General features: G+C 55.0%; 1 pseudogene. It reads left to right on the forward strand.

The window, feature by feature from the left end:
* A pseudogene (locus HBA93_RS20910) lies at positions 1–278 on the forward strand (hypothetical protein); the annotation flags it as partial.

The raw sequence follows: 278 nt of genomic DNA on the forward strand, positions 1-278 counted from the left end.
GTGCGGGGCAATGCCAACCCTGCACCACGTTTCTCAGGCAGCCAGTCAGACGGTGCGGCACGAAAAGCGCAGGCCGATGCCGAATTGCGCGAAATGGATCTCGCAGAGCGCCGCAAAATTCTGACCAAAACTGCCGAAGTGGATCAGGCCGGGCGTGATGCCATTGCCTTGATGCAAAGTGCTTTTGAACGGGCGATCGAAACTGAAGCAGCAAGTGCTTCTGTAAAGTTCGGGTTTGATGAGCGTACCATGCGCATCGTCTTCAAAACTTTCATGCG

Source organism: Ochrobactrum sp. SFR4, from assembly GCF_019730395.1.
GTDB lineage: Bacteria > Pseudomonadota > Alphaproteobacteria > Rhizobiales > Rhizobiaceae > Pseudochrobactrum.